This is a genomic window from uncultured Paraglaciecola sp., from assembly GCF_937123705.1.
GTDB lineage: Bacteria > Pseudomonadota > Gammaproteobacteria > Enterobacterales > Alteromonadaceae > Paraglaciecola.
The window spans coordinates 16,882-36,287 of record NZ_CAKZKO010000120.1; the positions used below are offsets into that span (position 1 = coordinate 16,882).

A 19,406-nucleotide genomic window follows, 5' to 3' on the forward strand; every position below is an offset into this window, starting at 1 on the left:
TTAGTTGAATAATGATGATGTTGCAGTGTCACTTAGCGCTGTTTGGCAATGAACCCAAGTTTGAGTTATTTATTAAGCGCTCGGATATGGCCATGATTTAGAAGTGCTACAAATATACTTCCTCCTAGCGCGTTACCCACTAAAATAACCGAAATAACTGAAATTGCCTTTGAGACTTGAAGTGAGTCAGAAGTAAACAAAGCAACAAATAGTTCCACTGATCCTGCAATTGAATGGTGTAAACCACCTACACCAATGACAAAAGTCACAATGTAAATACAAAGAATCTGACCGGCAGAAGAGTTTGTGGACAATATAGTCCAGGCACCTAGTGCCATTAACCACCCCGCTAAGACAGCACTGAAAAATAAAGTGCTGTAGTCATAAGAAACTATATGTTGAGCAACCATGGCGTATCCCTCTGATGCGTGAATAACACCTTCGGCGGAGGCAAGTAGTCCTGCACTTAAAAGCCCGCCAGTTAAATTACCTGTAATGACAATCGCCCACAGTTTAAATAACGTTCTAAATCCACTGCGCCTGTCTAGCACTGGATAAAATGCTGTGGCCGTGTGTTCTGTGAATAATTGAGTACCACTAAGAATACACAGCACAAAACCTAAAGGGTAAACCAAGGCTACAATAATGCGGTTAAATCCACTATTTAGATCGCCGACAATAGAGGCCATCACTCCTACTGCCATGACGGTAAAACAAATAATCATTCCCGCAGCAATTGCAGATAAAAACAGTGATAGCACGGGCCTTTCTAATTGTTCCAAACCTTCTTCAATGGCTTTCTCTAAGATATCGTCTGGGTGTCTAAATGTTTCATCGGTGCGTTTTACAATGACAGAAACATACTCATCACTTTCCAATTTCCGTTTCTTGGTCCGCTCGGCAATATGCTCTTGATAGAGCGGTTCTCCATTCTCAGATAGAATGGTTGAATCATTGCTAGTTGTTTTATCGTTCATGTTATCCCCTTAAAAGATCTGCAAACACCGTTTGCAGAATTCACTAAGGGTTCCAAGAGCAATTACCATTCCATAATACAAAAACAAGCTAAACACTGACTTTGTGACTGTGTAAGTAGCAATCATTCAAACAGGAAACGTTCAAAGTGTGAATAATTTACACTGGTAATTGTTAGATTTACGCTCTATCCATTATTGCTCACACAAAATTTTCAAAGATTTTGGGTTAACATTAATGGATAAATTCTGAGCTTCTCTTGACTCTCCATCAATCACATAGTCAATACCTGTTTCACTACTGATGAAAATTTTAAGCGCTTTAGAATGATGAATATTAGTTGGCTTTGAATCCTGTAAAAAACCAGAAAAAGCCAATTCAAATAAGCTGGATACATTATCAGTAAGAGATTTTTGTGGCTTAACCCAAGTCAAATCTAAAAAGCCATTTGATACGTCTGGCCCATCTCCACCCTGTGCCAAAATAGTACTAAAAGGTGCGGCATTAGCGATAACTAAACTTGAAGTTTCTAAGGTTTCTTTAGCCTCGTCATCCTGCTGCAATATATAGGTTTGTACTTGATTTCGGTTGACCGCATTCCATAGAGAATTCAAATAAGCGAATTGACCTCCATTGTCTTTTTCTTCGCGATTCGCGCCTTCAATCATTTGCTGTTCAAATCCAAGGCCTACTAACAGTAGTACCAGTTCATCGTTACAAGTGGCCGTATCTATTAATTGAGACTTACCTTTAATAATGGCATCACAAGCAACGGGCACTGGTAATAACTTTGAACTTATGCCCATTAATACATGAGCTAAGGCATTGGCTGTACCCATAGGTAGTATGCCCATAGTGATCTTTGAATTGAGCAGTTCAGATGCAACTTCAGTAAGCGTTCCATCGCCGCCACAAGCGACAATGACTTGTGCCCCTTGCCCTTTGGCTTCTCTTGTTAATTCTTTTGCTGATTTATCAAGGGTTGTTTCTAATATATTTATCACAAAATGAGGCTGTAAAAGCTGCATTATTTCGGCCTTGTTTTTAGGCCACTTACCACCTCCCGATACTGGGTTTGCGATTATCCAAATCGTTTTCTTTATTTTTAATTTCCCTTGCTTATGAAATTCACTTAAGGCTTTAAGTTGATGCTTATTTAGATTGGCAGTTGCTCGTATACCTCTTATTTTATCTAAGGCTTCTGACACTGAAAGTTTTGGATTTTGGCTAAGTAAATAGGCCGCAACCACCAAAACTGACCGACCTCGCCCCAAGGCACAATGAACAACAACTGCACGATTATTTTTAATGTGATTTTCTAACCAGTGAATGGCTTTTTGTAACTTTTCTAACGAAGGTGACTTATGATCAAGAACAGGTATATTAAAATAATCCAATTCTCTATTTTCCGAACTCCAATCTAACCCATCAAACTCTGCTGTTACATCTAAAACTCCTTTGATGCCTATTTCACTGAGGTTATCTACGTCAGAGGAAAATAAGCGACAACCAAGAAATAAGTACTCATCAATTTGCTGGATGGCCGGCACCTTATCTCGGCTTCTAGCCCAAGAATTGTAAAGCTGCACCCCCATCAAAAAAGGTACAAATAACCAACGTATATAGAATGGAATACTGCCATTGCTCTTTTTACGAAAAATCATGGGGACATTAAAAATATAAGCAAAACTGACAACCGATAATGACAATGCGGCCCAACACAACAAAATGGCAAGGTAAACATTAGATGTGAAGAAAGCTGTCGCCAATAAAACTAAGGCACCAAGCACATAATATTTCACTATAAACATAATAATTTTTACTCCTTTACAATACGACGGATGAAATCATAAGCACTCACTACCCATCAGAATACTTAAAAGAAATGCCGCAACATTCTTTGTTATTGCAGACTTATGCAAATCTCATGCAATTTTTTTAATAGAACGGTTTTTAGTTAGATAAGGTTTTGAAGTGTTTGTAAACTAACAGGTTTAAGAATGGATTGATGGATACCAGCCTGAGTTAATAGGTCTTTTGAAACTTGTTCTCCACTGACCATAACAAGCGCTAACTGTGGATACAGTTGTTTAATGTTTTGCGCTAATTCTAACCCTGACTCGTCAGGAAGATGTAAATCTAATAATACTTTATACCAGTTTCCGCCAGCACTTAACTTGCTGTAGCACTCTTGTGCGGTCAATGCGACCTCGGCTTGTACTCCTAAAGACTCAAACAGTAGTATGGTTATGTCCGCTACCTCTTTATCATCTTCGACAATCAGGATTTTCTTAAAACTATTTTCGTCTTTAGTTACAGTCCTTTCACTGTGAATGACACTAGCCAAACCTTTTGGAAGATGTGTCTGTAACGCTTTGTGCAAGTCAGTTTTTATGATGGGTTTCGGCACTATGCTATCAAACCCTATTTCTTTTAGTTCTTGTTTCACGCCTTTCATTGTAGATGCTGTAATTGCAATAATAGGCTTATCAAATCCTAAGGCGCGAAATGCCCTAATGGCTCTTTTTCCATCCAATTTAGGCATATGAATATCCATTAAAATCAGATCAAAATCTCCGCCTTGTGTCTTTACTTTTTGGTAATGATCAAGTGCATCCTGGCCATTCACTGCATACCGCGTGTTTAATCCAAATGATTGGCAATAGTGTTGTATTAAATTACGAATATCCTCCATATCATCAACCACTAATACCTCACCCGTTAATGATGCCAATGAGTCATTGTCAGGAGTATAAAACTGCTGATCTAGTACCAGCAGGCTTCTAGGTTGTTGGGTTATAGGTCCAGGATCGATTGAGAAAGTAAATGCGCTACCTTGGTTAATTGTAGAATCAACTGTAATTGTTCCTCCCATGTATTTGATCAGCTCAGAACAAATAGCTAATCCCAAGCCTGCTCCCTCTTCTTTTCTGGATATAATGTCTTCAACTTGCTCAAAAGGCCTAAATATAGTTTCCAGCATTGAATCGGGAATACCCTGGCCTGTATCGGTAATTTTAAAAAAGAGATGCTCTTTTTTATCCAGAGTGTCGGTCCATAAACACAATTCTACTTGTCCTTGCTCTGTAAATTTTAAAGCGTTGTGAATTATATTGATTAACACTTGCCGTAATCTGATTGGGTCTGTGTAAATATATTCAGGAAGTGGCTCAGTATTTATTGCTGTTAATAATATGTTTTTTTCTGATGCTTGGATTTGCATCAAGTAAAATATATTGGTGAGAAAATTGTCCAGTTTGACTTTAGATACGTTGTATTCAAGTTTTCCAGCAGTAATTTTAGACAGGTCTAGTACATTATTTAAAAGTTCTAATAAATGCTTTCCATTGTTATGAATGATGTTTAACTCTGGTTTGACTTTAGTCGCTTTATCAGTGCCAAGCAGTAACTCTGTATATCCCAAAATAGATGTCAAAGGTGTTCGTAATTCATGACTAAGATGGGCTAAAAATCTATCTTTTGAACGATTGCGGGTTTCAGCCTTGATCCGCTCGACTTTTTCCTTTTCAATTTCTTGCCTTGCTAGCGCATACCTAATAGTACGAGCAAATCGTGCTGTGGTAATATCACCCTTTACCAAATAGTCCACCGCCCCAGCTTTAAGTGCGGCTTGATCCACGGCTTCATCGGATTGCCCAGTTAACATAATAATGGGTGTAGTACAGGCTTCACGTTGAGCAGTTTCCAACACTGTTAAACCGTTATAGGCACCCAATTGAAAATCCAATAAACAGATATCATGAATACCTCTGCGGAGTTGTTCAAGTGCAGCATTAGGATTCGTCACCCAGTCTATGACAAAGTGGTATGAGTCAAGTTGCCGCAGTGAATCACATGTGAGTACATAGTCGTCTTCATCATCTTCAACTAATAGTACTTTGGCTGTTTTAACTGTCATTAAAACCTTACTCAGGTGACTCGTTTGGTAATTCCACAAACTCAACCCAATAGCGACCTAGTGCTTTCATTAACTTCACTAGTCCATCAAAATTAACGGGTTTGGCAATGTAGGACGCTGCCCCTAAATTATAGCCTTTAATTTTGTCTTCCTCTTGCACCGAAGTCGTCAAGATAACCACAGGAATATTTTTAAGATTGGGATCGGCTTTAATTTCTTGTAATGCTTCTCGCCCGTCTTTTCGAGGCATATTTAAATCAAGTAAAATTAGGCTGGGTTTAGGTGACAAGCTTTTATCTGAAAATTTTCCTTCTCTTCTTAAATACTGAAGTAACTCGACACCATCTTCGACACAATACAGACTATTTCTGACACGACTTTCTTTTAATGCGTCTTTAGTAAGTAAGCGATCATCTTCATCATCATCAGCCATAAGAATAGTGATGGGCTTTGAACAACTATACTGCATAAGAAATTTCTCCAACATTTTCAACTAGGGTTGTATCAGCGGGGATTTCGAATGTAAATCGGGCCCCTTTACCAAGCTCACTTTTTGCTTCAATTTTTCCACCATGCCTTTCAACTATTCTGCGGCATATGGCCAAACCAATTCCGGTACCTTTATATTCGGTACGTGCGTGCAGACGCTGAAAAGGAGCAAAAATTTTGTCAGAAAATGTCTGCTCAAAACCAATGCCATTGTCTTCTATTGTAAACACATGCCATTTAGCATGATCCACTTGTTTCTCTTGGTAAAGCACTTTTACATGAGGAGACGAATTTGGGCGGCGAAATTTAATGGCGTTTGAGATCAGGTTGACAAAGAGTTGATGCATTTGACTGGGGTCGGCATTAATATTCGGCATTTCTTCAACTGTAACTACCGTGTCACTCTCTATGATACTAATTTCTAAATCATCTATGATTTCTTCAATGACTTGATTTAAAGCCACATCAGAAAACGCTTTGCCCCGTGTCGATATTCTAGAGAATTCGAGCAAATCATTAATCAAATTTGACATTCTTTCTGCCGCTTTTTTCATGCGATTAATATAGTCTGCTCCGACCTCATCAAGTGCTTGTGAATAATTGGATTCTAACCTATCCCCAAAAGCACGTATCTTCCTAAGAGGCTCTTGCAAGTCATGGGAAGCTACAAATGCAAAGTCTTCTAACTCGCGATTGCTGCGAGATAACTCTTCTGAATAAAGTGTTAACTCCTTGGTTCTTTCTGCCACTTTATCGGTTAATTTTTCATTTTGTTGCTCTAGCAACTTTTGATGCATTGATTGTTCTCGACTATTAAGTTTTGCTAGCAATGCTAGGCCAAACAAAAGCAATGCACTGGTTATCCCTGAAATAGCAAAGGTCACTTTTGCCTCTTTTTGAATATTGGAAAGCCTAGTAAACATTTGGTTTCTGTGGGCAACTTCCAACTCCTTCATATAGTCCAAACTCGCACGAAACTCCATATACAAGTCACGTCCTTTGCCCGTCATAATGACTTTAAGTGCTCTTTTCTCTCTATCTGCCGACACCAGCTCGACAGTCTTTACAAGTTCTTCTACTTTCTGTTGAACTAAAGTTAATAAAAGCTCTATACGTTTAGTTTGTCCCGGAATGTCGGAGTTAATGGCAACTAAATCTTCTTTTTGTTGAGACAACCTAGCCATTGCATCTTGGTAAGGTGTTAAATACTCTTCTAATTCTGTTAATAAATAGCCGCGCTGCCCTGTTTCAGCCATTAATACTAGGCTATTTAACTCATCTAATTCCCCTATAATTTCACCGGTGTTATATAAGCTTAGTTGCGTATTTGATAGGTCATCTATGGTTCGCATGGCTAATACGCCGTTAAATACAATAACGGCCACCACAATTACAATCGCGACGAGCCAATTAACTAAGCTGCTCTCAAACAATTTTCTGATAGACATATATTCTCGTAAATAAGTCGTAGTGTTAAATATTAGTCAGTACTAGTTTTTTCTATAGCAGTGCGGATATGTTCAGATATATTCTGAAGCCCCGAACTGCACGCTTGGCATTCATTAATAATTTTATCGATACTGGTTATGGCTTTTTCTTTTGGCATATCATTTTCCAACACCAACTTTATAAGCTCTGCTTGCATCGATATTCTGTTAAGTGGACTGCGAGTATCGTGTATTAATTTGTCGATTTGATTTGCGTCAATATTCATTCTAACTACCATTTTTATTGCGCCTTGGTAAATTTTGATTACCGACCTTAGTCTTCAAAATCCCCGTAAGCGTGTAATCTGTTATAAAGTGTTTTTGTGCTAATCCCCAACATTTCAGAAGCAAGTGTTTTATTGCCGTCAACTTTGCTCAAAGTCACGTTAATTAGCTCTCGCTCAACCTCTTCAATAGTTTGCCCAGCAGAAACACCTGCCGGTTTCGCTATGGCAGAAGAAAAAGGAGATGAAAAGTCTTTAGGCAACGCTATAGTTGCGGCATTGATATCACTCATTATGTAGGCGCGATGAATTGCATGCCTAAGCTCTCTTACATTCCCGGGCCAATGATGGTTTTTAAGTATTTCGTATTGCTCATTTTCCCACTTAAATTGTGTTGCGTTTTCTTCATTTAACTGGCTTAAAAATACATCCGCTAACAATGGAATGTCTTCCTTTCTTTCTCGCAATGGTGGAATATTAATTGGAAACACGGCCAATCGAAAATAAACATCCTCACGTATAATGTTTCCTTCAGCTAACTGCTCCATGGAACGATTTGAAGCCGAAATCACCCTACAATCAACTTCAACTTCTCTCGTACCACCCACAGGTGTAACCCGTTTAGTTTCAAGCACACGTAACAGGTTTGGTTGCATATCAATAGGCATTTCTGTCACTTCATCTAAAAATAAAGTGCCTTTACATGCTCTTACAAACACACCTTGTTTACTTGATACGGCTCCTGTAAATGCGCCTTTTTCATGACCAAACAACTCACTTCCAATCAGGTCTTTAGGTATAGCACCGCAATTAGTAGCAACAATAGGGCCTTCATTATTTGTGGCAAAATGGATCGCATTAGCAACCACTTCTTTACCTACTCCGCTCTCTCCCATGAGCATGACATTGGCCGCGGTATTCGCGACTTTTCCAATCATCTGGTAAAGCGCTTGCATTGCAGGTGACTCTCCTACTAAACAGCCAAAGTGCAATTGGGGATCCGCTCCCTTATTCCTCGCCTTAGTCGTTTTATTTTTTACGTTACTGTTTCTGTTTAATGTTGCTTCGATGTCTTCACGCTGCAGTGGTTTTACCAGGTAATTTATTTTAGGTTCACATAAGTTAGCTAAAACACCTTTCACAGAGGGATGCCCTGTAATTAAAGTGATATAGGCATCAATTTGATTACTCTTCATGTAATCAATTAAGTGCAAACCACTGCCATCGGGTAGCATAAAATCCAGTAAAACATGATCAAATTGTTGAGTTTGCATCCAACTTTTAGCTTCCGAAATATTAGCAGCCACAGAAACGTCAAAACCCAAATATTCAATTATCTGACAGACAATATCCGTAAATTCAGTGTCATCATCAACTAAAAGCACTTGTTTCATATATTTCCTAATCTAGGTTTTGGTTCAAAGGTGAACATTGACCTTACCAGATATTTTCTCGCCCCAAAAATAAAACAAGTACTATAAGGTGTCGCATCATTAGTGCCTGACAAAAATAAGCCCCCTTAAAGGGGGCTCAGTCTTCATATCAAAGGTGTTTTATGACTTACTTTCAGTTACTTTAAGTTCATTTTCGACATTGAGAACATCATTGGTGTTCTTTGAAATGGCACCAGCAAGATCCTTAGCTGCATTAGAATTTACCATTCCAGTTAGTGTTACCACACCTTGTTCAACATCCACTTCAATATCCATACCTTTTACTTCAGATTCAAATAAAAGTTTTGATTTAACAACTGTTTCAATTTTAGCATCTAGTAAGGTTTGCACATTGTCCTTATCTAAGTCACCTTTTTGATTGACTACAGAAAGTCTGTTGCTAACGCTTTCAACACCGTCAAGCTTTGCAATTAACTCTTGGGCTAATGCTTTATCAACTTCACTATCAACCTTACCTGTTAATAACACCTCACCGTTTTTAACGTCGGTATTAATATCAAAAGAATTTAGGTTTGTATTTAGCAATAAAACAGTTTCAACCTTGCCATCAACCCACGCATCTTTTGCTCCATCTTTCCAAGTATTTTCAGCTAAAACCGGAGCACTGATACCAGTTAGTGCAGTAATAAGAGCGATTGAACGAATTGAGTTTTTCATAGGTTTCTCCTTTTTTAAAATTCACAATAATTAATGCTATATCGATGCCAACATTTAAATCACTGATAAATAAGAATAAAATACATTCACAACAAAACTTTAGATAATGGAGTGTTTAAATATTACATAGTGCTTTGTAATATATTCAGACTTTTCTCAAATCGTATTGGTCATAGTGGTTTACTAAGAGGAAGTGACGCTGGACATGCCTCGATTGAAAGTCGCTGGTGTTCTCTGAGTGACTAATTGTTAGGGTGAATTGGTATAAGTCCAATCATGCCTACCATTCTACTTTACCCTAGAGGTCACCTTATTGACCAAATACAAAATGGATTGATAGTGAATGCCGCTATGATGAGATAGTCCAATTTCGCAGGTGCGGCTATTGCTATATCCTTGAGTACAGCCCTTGGGGATTTGTGCTTTTAGGCCTGATAAGGCGCTGGCATTGAGCTCTGGGGTGGTGAAGCCTTTGCTTCCAGAAAATCCGCAGCAATGAATATGCTCAGGTATTATCACATCAGTGCTACAGCGTTTTGCTAGGTCTTGCATTTGCTGCTGTAATCCCATTTTCTGGCTTGAGCAGGTCACATGCAACATCACACTTTCATCTGTTGGGGTGAAATCTAAGTGTTTGGCTAATATTTCGCTGGTAAAACTCACTGGCTCATAAACAGTTAATGGGCTGCCTTCAAGCTCGCCACTTTCAAACATAGATTTACAAGGGCTAGTATCGAATAAAATCGGGTATTGACCATTTTCACTGAGGGTTAACAATCTAGCCATTAGGGTTTGCTGTTGCTGTTTGGCTTGATTGACCATACCTTGGCTATTAAACGGCATACCACAACATACACCTGAAAAATCGGGGCTAATCACCTCAAAGTTGGCTTTTTCAAGTAATGCTAGCGTCACCTCGGTGAGGGATAGTTGAACTGAGGCATTCACCCCCTGCCCCATTGTTCTGCTGGCACAACTTGGAAAATACACCACTTTGTTGCGAGCGTTACTAAGTTGTACATCAAGTTTTATTCCGTAATAGCGGCTGCCATTTGGGGTGCTAGTTAACCATTTGGGGATGTGATTAAAAGAGATTTTTCGAGACATAGCACTGAATGAACTCAGCACTTGGTCTCCAACCAATCTTTGTACAGCGGCTAACATTGTTAAGCCTAATCTTGTGGTTTTTTCTAATAAACCAAAATGATTAACCAGCTTATTAGCAAGGTTTTCATACCTTGTGTTTTTGTCATGCCTTAGGGATAACACTAACTCACCGGTATTAATACCCACCGGGCAATGCTGGGCACAAAGTCCAGTGGTAGCACAAGTGTCAATGGCAGAATACTGAAAGTCTGTTTCCAACTCTTTTAAAGTTTGTTGATCTTCTTGAGTGACTCTTAAGCGCTGAATTTCTCGATAGTTGCTGATACGTTGTCTTGGAGTAAAGCTTAAGCCTTTGGAAGGGCAGACCGGCTCACAAAAACCGCATTCGATACATTTGTCGACTATTTCGTTCGCTTTAGGTAAGGCTTTTAGGTGTTTAATATGGGCTTGGTTGTCTGGGTTAATAATTACATTTGGGTTAAGTAGGTTCTGCGGATCAAATAACACCTTAATTTGCTTCATAAGCTGATAACCTTGCTCACCCCACTCTAATTCCACAAAGGGTGCCATATTACGCCCAGTGCCATGTTCGGCTTTTAATGACCCCTTATAATCAACGGCTACTAGCTGACACACTTCATGCATAAAACTTTCGTATCGTTTAATTTCTTGTGCCGTTGAAAAATCTTGGGTAAATACAAAATGTAAATTTCCATCAAGGGCATGACCAAAAATAATGGCTTCAAAGTATTCAAATTTTTTAAATAATGCCTGTAAGTGCGACACCCCTGCACTAAGCTGTGCCACAGGAAACGCTACATCTTCAATAATAACAGTGGTGCCAGTTTCTCTATTGGCGCCAATAGCGGGGAAGGCCTTTTTTCTGATCGCCCACAACTTATTATATTCTTGCGGCTCAGCAGTAAAACCCACCGCATCACATTGCTCGAAGGATGCCAGCAAACTAGTCAGTTCAATTATTTGTGTGCTGAGTTTATGTTGATTGTTGGCGCGGGTTTCAATTAATAGTGCCCCTGCACCTTCTGGCATATTGTCTATAAAAGCTGGTATGCCTGCTTGGTCATTCACAGATAATAACGAAGGGTAATCTAACAACTCAACAGCAGAGACATTGGCGTCAGCAAGGGCGCTTACCGCAGCACAGGTTATCTCTATATTTGGAAAAAGCACCAAAGAGCTGGCACGGTGTTTATGTTCAATCACAGTATGGTAAGTGATTGAGGAAATGAAGCCTAAGGTTCCTTCGGAGCCAATCATCAAATGCGCCAGCATATCGATTGGATCATCAAAATCAATCAGTGCGTTAATCCCATAACCCGTGGTGTTTTTTAAGCGATATTTATGCTCAATTAACTGCTTTAATTCTAGGTTTTCTTTGGTTTGTTGGGATAACGCACTTAATTGCGATAACAATAGCGGATGCTTTTGCTTAAATTGCTTAATGCTGGTTTGATTGCTGTTATCAAATATACTGCCATCTTGCAGAACAACACGAATATTGGCTAGAGTATGGTAACTATTTTGCGTCACCCCGCAGCACATGCCACTGGCGTTATTTGCGGCAATGCCGGCTATTTTGCAGGTGTCGATTGAAGCTGGATCTGGCCCTAATTTGCGGCCGTAGGGTAATAAATATCTATTGGCGTCGGCACCAATTACGCCGGGACCTAGCTTTATTTTCCCACCTAAATCTAATATTTCGTGCCAGCGCCAGTTGTTGGTGAGCATAATTAACACTGAATCTGACTGCGCCTGACCAGATAAACTGGTTCCCGACGCCCGAAAAGTCACAGCCACCTTAAAGTTCACTGCTAATTGTATGGTCTTAACTAACTCTTGCTCATCATCAATAAATACCACTACCTTTGGGATAAGGCGGTAAAAACTAGCATCCACCCCATAAGCAAAACGTTTCGAATAATCGGTTATTATTCGCGCTTTAGGCAAAACGTCCTGTAAAGATGCAGCAAAATATTTGTGGCGATCACCGCGCATTGTCCAAACTTCCTTACACTCTACTAGCAATTATTAAGATGCGATGGCAACAGTCTATTTTATTCAACAAAAATAAACAGTTATAAGTGATGAATCTATATTGAGTTTATGATGTATCACAAAATTTTTCCTAAGCTATTCAATAATACCTATCGCCATAAGTAATCACCCACACAGTATTACTTATGGCGATAGATATAACATTTCCTTTAGATACTTTTAGCATTGAGTGAGCAGAACCGCGCTTAGTTAACAATTTTTCTTTTAGAAGTATTTAATCCTTATTATTTCAGCCGTACATACGATAACCTTTAAGCAGATTAAAAATATTGGTAATCAATGAATTCACAACTGGCTAAAAATACCAAGGTACTTATCGTAGATGATCAAGCATTAGCTAAAGGATATATGAAATATTCTTTAGAGGAGCTAGGGTTTGGCGATATTACTTACGTGGATAAAATTAATCTTGCGTTAACCACCATAAGAAGCCAGCGCTTCGATTTAATCATTTGTTCCTACAACTTAAAGCGTGAACAAGACGGTTACTATTTCTATGACGAAATAAAAACCAATGGAGAACTCCCCTTAAGTACAGCTTTCGTATTTATCAGTGCCGATACCAATTCAGATTTAGTGCAAAGTATAATTGAATTACAGCCCGATGATTTCTTAGCCAAACCTTTTACAGTCAAAGATTTAGATAGAAGACTAAGTCGAGTACTTGCCCGAAAAAAGGCGCTAGCTGACGTGTATTTGTGCATTGATAAACAGCAATATGATCGCGCATTGTCGGAGGTGGAGTTGTTTCTAGGTAAACCTAAAGAATCAGAATTCTTTCCATTAGCTTTAAAAATTAAAGGTGAAATGCTTACCGCCTGTGGCAACTTTCAACAGGCAAAGGATTTTTATCTTGCTATTTTAAAGGTGCAGACCTTTACTTGGGCGCAATTGGGTTTAGTTAACAGCTACCTGCATCTCAATGAAGATGAATTGGCAGAAAAATTAGTGTTACGCTTAGCCTTTAAGCCCGACTCTCAGCTGGCCGCCTATGATTTACTAACGGCGCTGCAAATCAAGCAAAATGACTTTGATACAGCACTGGAGTGCGTAATGATGGCGACTGAAATTTCCCCTAGGAGTATTCGCCGCCACAAAACGGCCATGGATTTGTCACGGATCACTCATGACTATGAAACCCAATTCGAAGCGGCAAAAAAGATAGTAAGATTTGCCAAAAATTCTATTCATGATAAGCCTGAGAATTACCTAAATGTAGCACGTTCAGGTATTGATTATGCGATGACAACAGACGCCTCTGATACCGAAAAGTTAATCAAACAAGCTAAAGAATATGTTAGGCAGCTTAAGCAAGCCTTCCCAAAAGCTGAACTGCAAGAGCAAATGAAAGTGGTCAATGCCAGATTGCTATATCTTCAGGATGAGAAGGACAATGCTTTAGCCTTACTTGATAAGCTCGATGAAGATAGCTGGGAAACTGAAGGCGTTGACGCGCTATTAGATAAAGCCAAAATATTCCACGACTTAGGTTTGTTTGAGCGTTCACAAGCTATTTTAGAACAAATTGAAGATCGCTATATTGATAATCCAGATCAAAATAAAATTTTCTTGCACTATATCAAACAAGAGAAACACGAAAAATCGACCATCAAACTCAACTCAAAAGAACTTAACAATACGGCAGTGAGTTATTTTCAAAAAGGTCAAATCGACAATGCCATGGAAGTATTTACCCAAGCCTTTACCATCATGCCTAAAAACGTGTCTATTGCCCTAAATTTGATGCAAGCGATTTCAACTAAAGCGATAGAATCGGGGGTATCAAATGTACCCGACTCTATGCTCAAAAAATGTATTAATACGGTTGAAAACAGTACACTCAGTGAAGCTCAACAAGAAAGGTATCACAAGATCCGCACCACCTTGGATGACTTGTCTCATTAGGTCACCTTGAGTGGAACATTAAAGCCTTGTTCTTTGAATAATTCAGTTTCTACAATTGTGGCCAAGGTTGCTACCGCCTTCCAGACATCCTCAAAAGACGTATAAAGTGGCGTAAAACCAAAGCGTAATATATTGGGGGCACGAAAATCTGCCACTACGCCTTTTTCGATCAATGCTTGGCAAATGGCAAAGGCGTCATCGTGAGAGTAAGCCAATTGACTGCCTCTTTGGGCTGCTTTATCTGGCGAGCATAACTGCAATTCACTCAAGCAATCTTGGCCGTTAACGAGGCGGATAAATACATCGGCCAATGCCAAAGACTTGTCTCTTAGCTGTAGCATGTCGACATCTTGCCACACATCAAGGGCCGCATCTAAGGCACTCATGGCAATCACGCTAGGGGTGCCACTTTGAAATTGATTGATAGAAGCAGAGGGCTGGTATTTGGGGTCAAAAGCAAAAGGTGCGGCGTGTCCCATCCAGCCGGATAAGGGCTGTTTTACCGCAGCTTGATGGCGACTTGCCACATATAAAAAGGCGGGGGCTCCGGGGCCGCCATTTAGGTATTTATAACCACAACCCACGGCAAAATCTACATCGCACTTGTCTAGCTCTACAGGCACGGCTCCGGCGCTATGGGCTAGATCCCAAATGACCAATATGCCTTTATCATGAGCCAGCTTAGTTAGCCTTTGCATATCTAGCAGATTACCGCTGCGAAAATTTACTTGGGTGAGCAATAATACTGCCACCGACTCATTAAGGCTCTGCTCAATGTTTTGCTCTGCAACCAGCTGCAACGCGCATAACTCAGGCCCTAGTAGTTCGCTTAGACCTTGCACCATGTATAAATCGGTAGGGAAATTATCCGAAGTCGATAACACCACTTTACGCCCATAGTTCAACTTTAAAGCCCCAGACAACAACTTAAACAAATTCACCGAAATAGAATCACAACAAATCACTTGGCCTGAATCCGCGCCAATTAGCGGTGCAATTTTTTCACCTACTTTTATGGGTAGATCAATCCAATTATGGCTATTCCAGCTTTTTATTAAGTCTTCGCCCCATTGCTGAGTCACCACCTCAGCCACAGTTGTTTTTACTGCTTTAGGCAACGCACCTAAAGAGTTGCCATCTAAGTAAATAGTATTGGCAGGTAATTCAAATTCTTGGCGTTTATGTGCCAGCGGATCGGCTTTGTCTAAGGCAATAATATCTTCTAAATTCATTTGGCAAGGCTTCTTAATTGCTCTACTAAAAGGGCAAAAGCACTTGATCCTGGGTGGATCCAATCAAAGTGCCCTGCCCCTTCTAGCATCAACACTTTTCGCTCTAATTGCTCTAACTTAAAGGGCGGCACAATGTTATCTTGGTCACCTTGCAGTAGCACAGTATTGGAGTGTAATGGCTGTTTACTTGGATTAGCACTTTGGTATTCAACAGGTTTATCTTGTGGCATACCCTGCATAAAATCTTTGGTAACGGCTTGGCAGCTGTTTGAACCTTTAGCATATTCTTCAATATCGGTTATGGCCGCCAGTCCAATCACTCCTTTTAACTGGCTATTTACACCACCCGCCAGCAAAGCCAAATGGCCACCAGCCGAATGCCCAATGGCCACCGAGTTGCCTAAGGTAAATTCACCCTTATTGTACTGAGCCGATGCTTGTATTCCCGCCTGAATATCTTCAAAGGTCACGGGCCAACCGCCTCCGGTTTTGCCGCTGCGACGATATTCTAACGACCACACATTAAAACCCGCTTGCGCCAACCCTGTGCTTAACGCATAGGTATGTTGAATGTCATAAGCACTTAACCAACAGCCTCCGTGGATTAAAATAACCAACGGTAGCTCTGTGTCAGCAGTTTTATTAGTGCGCCAAAGTAAGGCGAATTGCTGTTCATCGTCACCATAGACTACTTTTTCATTCGCAGCGGTAAAAGACAAAGCAGCCACTTTTGAATAAGCGACGTTGTTTGCTACTTTTGGAAATTCAATAGAAGACTGAGAAGCATTGGCAATAAAAGAGATTAGGACAAAGGACAATAATAGTAAGCGTTTCAAAGTAGTGGTTTCCATAAATAAAAAAGCAGTGCTAAAACTAACACTGCTTATAAACCTAAACCAGTAGTGACACTAGATCATTTCAACAGCTATGGCTGTTGCTTCACCGCCACCTATACATAATGATGCCACACCTTTTTTAAGGTTGTTTTGTTTAAGGGCATGTAAAAGGGTTACGATAATTCTGGCACCAGACGCCCCAATAGGATGACCCAAGGCACAAGCGCCGCCTTTTACATTGACTTTGTCTGGGTTTAATCCCAATTCATTGATCGCCAACATAGTGACCATAGCGAAGGCTTCATTAATTTCGAATAAATCAACATCGTCTGCTGTCCATCCGGTTTTAGCGAAGAGTTTTTGCATGGCGCCAACGGGCGCTACGGTAAAGTTTTCTGGCTCAATAGCATGTGAACTATGGGCCACAACTTTCGCTAATGGCGTTAAACCTAACGCCTCGGCTTTACTCGCTGACATCACCAGTAGCGCCGCCGCGCCGTCAGAAATTGAACTTGAATTAGCCGCGGTGACCGTACCGTCTTTTTTGAATGCGGGGCGTAAGCTTGGAATTTTTTCGGGTTTTGCTTGTTTAGGGCCATCGTCGCTATCTACTACCACATCGCCCTTGCGAGATTTAATAGTTAATGGAGTGATTTCATCGGCAAATAAACCCGCTTGTTGCGCATCATTGGCTTTTTTCAAACTGGCTAGGGCAAACTCATCCATTTGTTCACGGGTGATCCCTTCGGCATCGGCTGTGGCCTGTGCAAAACAACCCATGGCTTGACCGTCGTAGGCATTTTCTAGTCCGTCAAGCATCATATGATCTAACACTTGGCCATGACCCATGCGATAACCAGAGCGGGCTTTTGGCAATAAATATGGGGCATTGCTCATGCTTTCCATGCCGCCTGCGACTATGGCTTCTGCTGTGCCAGCTTTGATCAAATCATGGGCCAACATTAGGGCTTTCATGCCCGAGCCACAGACTTTGTTTATTGTGGTCACACCGCTTGCTAGTGGTAAGCCAGCTTTTAAGGATGCTTGTCTTGCAGGTGATTGACCTAAACCTGCGGGTAATACACAGCCCATTATCACTTCATCAATGTGCGGCAACACCTCAGAGGATTTTTGCGTATCTGCGAGCACGGATTGGATAGCGCTGGCACCCATTTCTGTGGTGGTCAGTGGCGCTAAACTTCCAACAAAGCCGCCCATAGGGGTACGTTTTGCGGCGACTATTACAATTGCATTATCTGACATAAAAACTCCTAAATTTGCTGATTCACTAACTTTGTACTTCATAGCTGTACAACATTTTCTGCGATGTTTGAGTAGATTGATTACCCATCCTAGCAATTTTTCCACTACAAGATTGATTTTAAAACCTCAACAGTTTACATTGCCTTACAGTTTACGTAAACGTAAACCTTATTAACAAATTATTGACTATCTACAGACGAGCACAGCATGAGTGAACAGACGTTTAGCATAGGTGAATTAGCCAAATCCATGGACATTACGCCACGCTCCATTCGCTTTTACGAAGAGCAAGGTTTATTAAACCCGACTAGAATTGGTCAACATCGCATTTATAAGAAAAAAGATCTGGTGCGTTTAAAACTGATTTTGCGTGGTAAACGATTAGGTTTTTCTCTAGCTGAAACCAATACGCTGTTTAGTTTGTATGACAGTCACCAAAATTCTAAAGCACAGCTTGAAGCTATGCTTAAAATGACCGCCGAAAAACGCGCTTATATGCAACAACAGCTTGAAGACATCAAAATGTTGAAGACTGAACTAGAAGACGTAGAAGCCCGTTGTCAAAATGAACTCAATACACTAACCCAAGGACAAACCGCATGAACGCCCCTTACCCCACTTTAAATTTTGGTCTCGGTGAAGACATCGACATGTTACGCGACCACGTCTATAACTTTGCTCAAGGTGAAATTGCGCCTTTGGCAGAAAAAGCCGATCAAGACAATGGTTTTCCTAATGAACTTTGGCCAAAATTAGGCGAAATGGGGCTATTAGGAGTCACGGTTAAAGAGCAGTACGGTGGTTCGGATATGGGTTATTTGGCTCATGTGATAGCCATGGAAGAAGTCAGCCGCGCCTCGGCAGGTATCGGACTGAGTTACGGAGCCCATTCAAATTTATGTGTGAATCAAATTCACAAAAACGGTAGCGAAGCACAAAAACAAAAATATTTACCTAAATTGGTCAGCGGCGAACACATTGGCGCATTAGCTATGAGTGAGCCTAATGCTGGCTCTGATGTGGTGAGCATGAAACTCCGCGCCGACAAACGCGGCGATGTGTATGTGTTAAACGGCAATAAAATGTGGATTACCAACGGCCCAGATGCGCAAACCTATGTAGTCTATGCCAAAACCGATATGGCTGCAGGTCCTAAAGGTATGACGGCCTTTATTGTAGAGCGTGACACTAAAGGGTTTAGTCAGGCGCAAAAACTCGACAAACTAGGTATGCGTTCCTCGAATACTTGTGAATTGGTGTTTCAAGATTGTGAAGTGCCAGCAGATAATATCTTAGGCCAAGAAGGGGCAGGCGTAAAAGTATTAATGAGCGGCTTAGACTACGAGCGTGTGGTGTTATCCGGTGGGCCTCTGGGCATTATGCAAGCCTGTATGGACTTAGTGGTACCTTATATCCACGACCGTAAACAATTTGGTCAATCTATCGGTGAATTTCAGCTGGTGCAAGGCAAAGTAGCCGATATGTACACCCAAATGAATGCCGCCCGTGCATATGTGTATGCGGTTGCTCGTTCATGTGACAGAGGTGAAACCACTCGCAAAGATTCCGCTGGCGCTATTCTTTATGCTGCGGAATTGGCTACTAAAATGTCGCTCGATGCTATCCAACTTTTAGGTGGCAATGGTTACATTAACGAATTCCCTGCTGGGCGTTTATTACGTGATGCCAAGTTATACGAAATTGGTGCGGGCACCTCAGAAATACGCAGAATGTTGATTGGCCGCGAGTTGTTTAAAGAGTCAACTTAACCGCGCCCTTAGA

At 40.6% G+C, this 19,406-nt stretch carries 15 protein-coding genes; 3 read left to right on the forward strand and 12 right to left on the reverse strand.

The annotated features are described in order from the left end of the window. Nucleotides 1–65: 65 nt before the first annotated feature. The 9 genes from Q0688_RS14990 to Q0688_RS15030 form a co-directional block, all read right to left on the reverse strand. Nucleotides 66–977 carry a formate/nitrite transporter family protein gene (locus tag Q0688_RS14990; RefSeq protein WP_299078414.1) on the reverse strand — a complete coding sequence of 304 codons (912 nt, stop codon included), beginning with the start codon at nt 975–977 and terminating at the stop codon, nt 66–68. Between the two features lie 192 nt (nt 978–1,169). Next, on the reverse strand, nt 1,170–2,786 hold the full coding sequence (locus Q0688_RS14995) for a diacylglycerol kinase family protein (RefSeq protein WP_299078417.1): 1,617 nt from the start codon (nt 2,784–2,786) through the stop codon (nt 1,170–1,172). A gap of 146 nt (nt 2,787–2,932) precedes the next feature. Next, a complete protein-coding gene (locus tag Q0688_RS15000; RefSeq protein ID WP_299078420.1) occupies nt 2,933–4,894 on the reverse strand; it encodes a response regulator in 1,962 nt (653 codons plus the stop codon). A gap of 7 nt (nt 4,895–4,901) precedes the next feature. After that, on the reverse strand, nt 4,902–5,363 hold the full coding sequence (locus tag Q0688_RS15005) for a response regulator (RefSeq protein WP_299078423.1): 462 nt from the start codon (nt 5,361–5,363) through the stop codon (nt 4,902–4,904). After that, a complete protein-coding gene (locus Q0688_RS15010; RefSeq protein WP_299078425.1) occupies nt 5,353–6,831 on the reverse strand; it encodes a sensor histidine kinase in 1,479 nt (492 codons plus the stop codon). Before Q0688_RS15010 ends, Q0688_RS15005 begins: the two co-directional genes overlap by 11 nt. Before the next feature lie 32 nt (nt 6,832–6,863). Further along, the gene (locus Q0688_RS15015; RefSeq protein ID WP_299078428.1) at nt 6,864–7,097 is read right to left on the reverse strand and encodes a histidine kinase; all 234 of its coding nucleotides are present in this window, start codon (nt 7,095–7,097) and stop codon (nt 6,864–6,866) included. 47 nt (nt 7,098–7,144) lie between these two features. Continuing rightward, complete coding sequence (locus Q0688_RS15020; RefSeq protein WP_299078431.1) at nt 7,145–8,488, reverse strand: sigma-54 dependent transcriptional regulator; 1,344 nt, start codon at nt 8,486–8,488, stop codon at nt 7,145–7,147. A gap of 159 nt (nt 8,489–8,647) precedes the next feature. After that, nucleotides 8,648–9,205, reverse strand: a complete 558-nt coding sequence (locus tag Q0688_RS15025; RefSeq protein WP_299078434.1) for a BON domain-containing protein — start codon at nt 9,203–9,205, stop codon at nt 8,648–8,650. Between the two features lie 288 nt (nt 9,206–9,493). Then, complete coding sequence (locus tag Q0688_RS15030; RefSeq protein ID WP_299078437.1) at nt 9,494–12,328, reverse strand: FAD-binding and (Fe-S)-binding domain-containing protein; 2,835 nt, start codon at nt 12,326–12,328, stop codon at nt 9,494–9,496. A 339-nt stretch (nt 12,329–12,667) separates the two neighbouring features. Between Q0688_RS15030 and Q0688_RS15035 the strand changes: the two genes are divergently transcribed. After that, nucleotides 12,668–14,293: a response regulator gene (locus tag Q0688_RS15035; RefSeq protein WP_299078440.1), complete on the forward strand. Its 1,626-nt coding sequence runs from the start codon at nt 12,668–12,670 to the stop codon at nt 14,291–14,293. Here the strand turns inward: Q0688_RS15035 and kynU are convergent. The 3 genes from kynU to Q0688_RS15050 all read right to left on the reverse strand — a co-directional run bounded on the left by kynU (nt 14,290) and on the right by Q0688_RS15050 (nt 17,624). Next, complete coding sequence (gene kynU, locus Q0688_RS15040) at nt 14,290–15,525, reverse strand: kynureninase (protein WP_299078443.1); 1,236 nt, start codon at nt 15,523–15,525, stop codon at nt 14,290–14,292. The genes Q0688_RS15035 and kynU overlap by 4 nt on opposite strands. Next, the gene (locus tag Q0688_RS15045; protein WP_299078445.1) at nt 15,522–16,361 is read right to left on the reverse strand and encodes an alpha/beta hydrolase; all 840 of its coding nucleotides are present in this window, start codon (nt 16,359–16,361) and stop codon (nt 15,522–15,524) included. The genes kynU and Q0688_RS15045 overlap by 4 nt, the downstream gene beginning before the upstream one ends. A gap of 72 nt (nt 16,362–16,433) precedes the next feature. After that, nucleotides 16,434–17,624 carry an acetyl-CoA C-acyltransferase gene (locus tag Q0688_RS15050; protein WP_299078448.1) on the reverse strand — a complete coding sequence of 397 codons (1,191 nt, stop codon included), beginning with the start codon at nt 17,622–17,624 and terminating at the stop codon, nt 16,434–16,436. Between the two features lie 207 nt (nt 17,625–17,831). Between Q0688_RS15050 and Q0688_RS15055 the strand changes: the two genes are divergently transcribed. Both Q0688_RS15055 and Q0688_RS15060 read left to right on the forward strand, forming a co-directional pair. Beyond that, nucleotides 17,832–18,227 (forward strand): MerR family DNA-binding transcriptional regulator, encoded by a 396-nt coding sequence (locus tag Q0688_RS15055; protein WP_299078451.1) that lies wholly within the window; start codon nt 17,832–17,834, stop codon nt 18,225–18,227. Next, nucleotides 18,224–19,393 (forward strand): isovaleryl-CoA dehydrogenase, encoded by a 1,170-nt coding sequence (locus Q0688_RS15060; protein WP_299078454.1) that lies wholly within the window; start codon nt 18,224–18,226, stop codon nt 19,391–19,393. Before Q0688_RS15055 ends, Q0688_RS15060 begins: the two co-directional genes overlap by 4 nt. The last annotated feature ends 13 nt before the right edge of the window (nt 19,394–19,406 follow it).

Bases quoted from the DNA above. Each gene is read 5' to 3' on its own strand.
- Q0688_RS15030 (WP_299078437.1), bottom strand. From the start codon at position 12,328: ATGCGCGGTGATCGCCACAAATATTTTGCTGCATCTTTACAGGACGTT.
- Q0688_RS15055 (WP_299078451.1), top strand. From the start codon at position 17,832: ATGAGTGAACAGACGTTTAGCATAGGTGAATTAGCCAAATCCATGGAC.
- Q0688_RS15010 (WP_299078425.1), bottom strand. From the start codon at position 6,831: ATGTCTATCAGAAAATTGTTTGAGAGCAGCTTAGTTAATTGGCTCGTC.
- Q0688_RS15000 (WP_299078420.1), bottom strand. From the start codon at position 4,894: ATGACAGTTAAAACAGCCAAAGTACTATTAGTTGAAGATGATGAAGAC.
- Q0688_RS15050 (WP_299078448.1), bottom strand. From the start codon at position 17,624: ATGTCAGATAATGCAATTGTAATAGTCGCCGCAAAACGTACCCCTATG.
- Q0688_RS15005 (WP_299078423.1), bottom strand. From the start codon at position 5,363: ATGCAGTATAGTTGTTCAAAGCCCATCACTATTCTTATGGCTGATGAT.
- Q0688_RS15015 (WP_299078428.1), bottom strand. From the start codon at position 7,097: ATGAATATTGACGCAAATCAAATCGACAAATTAATACACGATACTCGC.
- Q0688_RS14995 (WP_299078417.1), bottom strand. From the start codon at position 2,786: ATGTTTATAGTGAAATATTATGTGCTTGGTGCCTTAGTTTTATTGGCG.
- Q0688_RS15025 (WP_299078434.1), bottom strand. From the start codon at position 9,205: ATGAAAAACTCAATTCGTTCAATCGCTCTTATTACTGCACTAACTGGT.
- kynU (WP_299078443.1), bottom strand. From the start codon at position 15,525: ATGAATTTAGAAGATATTATTGCCTTAGACAAAGCCGATCCGCTGGCA.
- Q0688_RS15020 (WP_299078431.1), bottom strand. From the start codon at position 8,488: ATGAAACAAGTGCTTTTAGTTGATGATGACACTGAATTTACGGATATT.
- Q0688_RS15060 (WP_299078454.1), top strand. From the start codon at position 18,224: ATGAACGCCCCTTACCCCACTTTAAATTTTGGTCTCGGTGAAGACATC.
- Q0688_RS15035 (WP_299078440.1), top strand. From the start codon at position 12,668: ATGAATTCACAACTGGCTAAAAATACCAAGGTACTTATCGTAGATGAT.
- Q0688_RS14990 (WP_299078414.1), bottom strand. From the start codon at position 977: ATGAACGATAAAACAACTAGCAATGATTCAACCATTCTATCTGAGAAT.